Source organism: Rhodococcus sp. AW25M09 (assembly GCF_000333955.1).
Classification (GTDB): Bacteria; Actinomycetota; Actinomycetes; order Mycobacteriales; family Mycobacteriaceae; genus Rhodococcoides.
This window is the reverse complement of the sequence record NZ_CAPS01000079.1, coordinates 1-4885: the sequence shown is the minus strand read 5'-3', so window position 1 is coordinate 4885 and position 4885 is coordinate 1. Positions and strand designations below refer to the sequence as shown.

General features: G+C 64.5%; 1 protein-coding gene. It reads left to right on the top strand.

Annotated elements, in window-relative coordinates; all coding sequences use genetic code 11:
* A partial coding sequence (locus RHODMAR_RS15850; protein WP_008716254.1) for a non-ribosomal peptide synthetase occupies positions 1-4885 on the top strand: 4885 nt, incomplete at both ends.

The window sequence follows — 4885 nt, the reverse complement described above, 5'->3', positions numbered from 1 at the left end:
GCTCGGATCGCAGGGTGTGTTCGAGGCTGCACAGACCGAGTACGAGGTCGCCGTCGCAGCGGTGTTCTGCGACGTTCTCGAAGTCGATCGGGTCGGCGTGACCGACAGCTTCTTCGATCTGGGCGGAAACTCCCTCGTGGCAACGCGTTTGGTAGCGCGGGTGAACTCTGCCCTCGGGACCGACCTGAAGGTGCTGGATCTGTTCGAGGCGTCGACGGTTCGAACCCTGGCAGAACGGGCGGAGGCGAAGGGTGCGTCACTGCATCGCCGTCCGGCACTCGTCCCCGTCGAACGCCCCGAGTCCGTTCCGCTGTCCCTCGCGCAGCAGCGGATGTGGTTCATCAACCAGTTCGATGTGACTTCGCCCGCGTACAACATTCCGCTGACGGTCCGATTGACCGGTCACCTCGACGTCACTGCGATGTCCGAGGCGATCGGCGACGTCCTCGCGCGGCACGAATCACTACGGACGGTGTTTCCCACCGTCGGCGATCTGCCGAACCAGGTCATCGCACCGGTCGAGGCAGTCACCGGCTCGAAGCTTCCGCTCACCGTGGTCGATGTGGACGCCGCGTCGGTCGACGCGCTTGTCCGCACCGCTGCGACAACAGGATTCGACGTCACGTCCGATCTGCCCTTTCGCGCCGTCCTCTATCGGACCGGGCCGACCACGTTCGTGCTGTCCATCGTCGTCCATCACATTGCGGCGGACGGTGGCTCGATGGCGCCGCTGGCACGCGATGTGATGGTCGCTTACGGTGCCCGGGCCGCAGGTTCACCTCCGGTGTGGGAACCCTTGGCCGTGCAGTACGCGGACTTCGCAGTGTGGCAACACGCGGTCCTCGGCGACGAGAACGATCCCTCCTCCGTGGCAGCGAGCCAGCTCGAATTCTGGCAGTCGGCACTGGCGGACCTGCCCGACGTACTGCCGATGCCGCTCGATCGGCCACGCCCCACGCGCCAGTCGATGCGTGGCAGTGTCACTTCCTTCACGATTCCCGCCGACGCAGCCGCACGGCTGTCTTCGGTTGCCACCGAACACGAGTCGACACTGTTCATGGTGGTCCACTCCGCACTTGCGTTGTTGCTGGCGCGACTGAGCGGAACCCAGGACATCGCTATCGGTACCCCGATCGCCGGACGAGGGGATGCCGCACTCGACGATCTCGTCGGTATGTTCGTCGGCACTCTCGTGCTGCGTACTCAGGTCGAGCCGCAGGCAACCTTCGGTGAGCTGTTGGCCGGTACCCGCAGCTCCGACCTCGCCGCCTTCGACAACACCGACATCCCGTTCGAGCGGCTCGTCGACGTGCTCGATCCGGTGAGGTCGACCGATCATTCGCCGCTGTTCCAGGTTCTGCTCGAGTTCCAGAACAACGCCTCGGCCACGCTCGAGTTGCCCGATCTCACCGTCGAGTTCGAAGAGGTCAGCACCGATACAGCAAAGTTCGATCTACAGCTTCGCGTGGATCAGGACCCCATCGACGAATCCGGCGCGTTGTCGGCTGCATTCACGTACGCCACAGATCTGTTCGATCCCGAAACGATCGATCGATTCGTCGATCGCTTCCTCAGGATCGTCGACACCATCGGCACGTCGACGGACATCCGCACGGGCGACATCGACATACTTTCCGCCGCAGAACGGGAACTGATCCTGTTCGAGTGGAACGACACGGCACGCCAGATCGAATCCTCGCTCCACCAGCAGATCCCTGCCGGAGACATCGACCTGACGCTCAGTAGTCTGTTCGACCGGCAGGTGCTGCGCAGTCCGTACTCGACCGCGCTGGTGTTCGAGGACGAGCACGTCACCTATCTCGAATTGGACGAGCGCTCCAATCAGCTCGCTCGTCACCTCATCTCGCTCGGCGTGACACCGGAATCCCACGTCGGTCTGGCGATCCGGCGATCGATCGATCTGCTCGTCGGCATGTACGCCATCGTCAAAGCCGGTGGAGTCTACGTGCCGATCGACCCGGATCATCCGGTCGAGCGATCGTCCTACGTGCTGTCCAGCGCTCAACCGGTGTGCATCCTCACCACCAGCCGCGACTGGATCAACATTCCGGTCGCAACCCCGGTACTCGCCGTCGATCTGCTCGACGTCTCCGACAGAGATCACTCGTCGATCACCGACACCGACCGGCTGGGAACCCTACGCGGCTCGAACACCGCCTACGTGATCTACACCTCCGGTTCGACCGGCCGGCCCAAGGGTGTCGCCGTCACGCACTCGGCCATCGTGAATCGCCTGCTGTGGATGCAGCACGAGTATCGCCTCGAACCCTCCGACACCGTTCTGCAGAAGACCCCGGCCACGTTCGACGTGTCGGTGTGGGAGTTCTTCTGGCCACTTCAGGTCGGCGCCAAGCTGGTTGTCGCAGAACCTGACGGACACCGCGATCCCGCCTACCTGTCCCGGATCATCGCGGACGAGCACATCACCACCGCGCACTTCGTCCCGTCGATGCTCGCGGTGTTCGCGGCAGGAGCCCGGGCAGCAGAGTGCTCCTCGCTGCGGCTCGTCTTCTGCAGTGGTGAAGCGCTTCCGCCCGCAACCGCAGCACAATTCGCTCAGTTCTCTCTCGCGGAGTTGCACAACCTCTACGGTCCCACCGAAGCGGCTGTCGACGTCAGCTACTACCACGTGAGCGGCCGCGACCCGGTCACGATCCCCATAGGTGCACCGGTGTGGAACACCCGGTTGTACGTGCTCGACGCCTCGTTGCGTCTGGCACCCATCGGAGCACCCGGCGAGCTCTATCTCGCAGGTGTGCAACTCGCACGCGGGTACGTCGGCCGCGGTGACCTCACGGCCGATCGCTTCGTCGCCGATCCATACGGTGAACCGGGTGAGCGGCTCTATCGCACAGGCGATCTCGTTCGCTGGCGCGCCGACGGAGAGCTCGAGTACATCGGCCGCACCGACTTCCAGGTCAAGCTGCGCGGCCTGCGCATCGAGCTGCCCGAGATCGAAGCTGTTCTTCTACGTTCGGAGTCGGTCGCCCAGGCGATCGCGCTGGTCCACAAGGACCCGAACACCGGCGAGACGCTGGTGGCCTATGTGGTCGGCACGCCCGGTTCTGCCGTCGACCCCACCGATCTGACGGCCGAGGCCGGACGTCGACTTCCGGGGTACATGGTCCCCTCGCACGTGGTCGTGCTCGACTCGTTGCCGGTCAACGCCAGCGGCAAGCTCGATCGAAAGGCGTTGCCCGCGCCCGAGTTCACCGTCGCTGCCACCGAATTCGTCGGTCCGGAAAATCCGGTCGAGGAGATCGTCGCCGGTGTCTTCGGCGACCTCCTCGGTATGTCGCAGGTCAGCGTCACGTCGAGCTTCTTCGAGATCGGTGGCAATTCGCTGATCGCGATGCGCCTCGTCTCACGAGTCAACGCAGCGCTCGGCAGCGACATCGGCATCAGGGATCTGTTCGACGCGCCCACCGTGCGTGCGTTGTCTGCCGGCCTCGACATCCGCGACCACGACGCCGAGGCAGCACCCCGACTGGTTCCGCAGGAGCGGCCCGACGTCGTACCGCTGTCGCTGGCACAGCAGCGAATGTGGTTCATCAATCAGTACGACACCCGGTCTTCGGCGTACAACGTCGCCTTCGCCATGCGCCTGAGTGGTGCTCTCGACGTCGACGCGATGCACTCGGCCATCGGTGACGTGTTGACCCGGCACGAGTCGCTTCGGACGATGTTCCCGCTCTCCGACGACGGTCCCGTTCAATCGATTCTCGACGTGGCCTCGGCGCTGCCGGATCTGACTCCGATCCCAGCGGACGGCGAACGACGCGTGCAGGAGTTGATCAGCGACATCGCCGACTCCGGCTTCGACGTGGTGGCGGACGTTCCGCTGCGAGTTCGACTGATCCGAGAGAGCAAGAACGAGCACGTCCTCGTGATGGTCGTGCACCACATCTCCTCCGACGGGTTCTCGAGCGCACCGCTGGCCCGCGACCTGATGGTCGCGTACAGCGCCCGCGCCGCGGGGCACGCACCGAGCCAGGAACCGTTGCCGGTGCAGTACGCCGATTACGCGCTGTGGCAGCGCCGGTACCTCGGGGCCGAGTCCGATCCCGAGTCGTTGATGGCACAACAATCGGCCTACTGGGTCGACATGCTGTCGGGCAGCCCAGAGGTTCTGCCCCTGCCGACCGATCGGCCCCGGCCTGCCGTGGCGTCGCTGCGCGGCGACACCGTTCCGTTCGAGATCGACGCCGCCGTTCATGCACGGCTCGCAGCAGTTGCTGCGGAACACAATTCGAGCTCGTTCATGATCGTGCACGCCGCTCTGGCCGTCCTTCTGGCCCGACTCTCGGGTACCGAGGACATCTCTGTCGGAACGCCGATCTCGGGCCGCGGAGATGCTGCGCTCGACGAACTCGTCGGCATGTTCGTCAACACGCTCGTCCTGCGTACCCAGGTGCCGGGCTCCACTCGCTTCGAGGATCTGCTGTCGGACGTTCGCGCCGTCGACCTCGCCGCGTTCACACACGCGGACGTCCCGTTCGAGCGAGTGGTCGATGCGGTAGATCCCGCGAGGTCGACGGCCCATGCGCCGTTGTTCCAGGTGATGCTCGAGTTCCAGCACACCGACCGACCCACGGTGACGTTGCCCGGGCTGTCGATCGAGGGCATCGAACTCCCCAACGACATTTCGAACTTCGATCTCCAACTGACGGTCTCGGAAGAATTCGACAGGTCCGGTGCACCGGTCGGTATCGATGCCAGTTTCCGTTACGCCACGGAACTCTTCGATGCAGACACCGTTCGAGTTCTCGCCGCTCGCCTCGTCCGCATTCTCGACGCCGTGACGGCCGATCCGGCCATCGAGGTCGGAAACATCGAGATTCTGTCGACCGAGGAATACGACGCT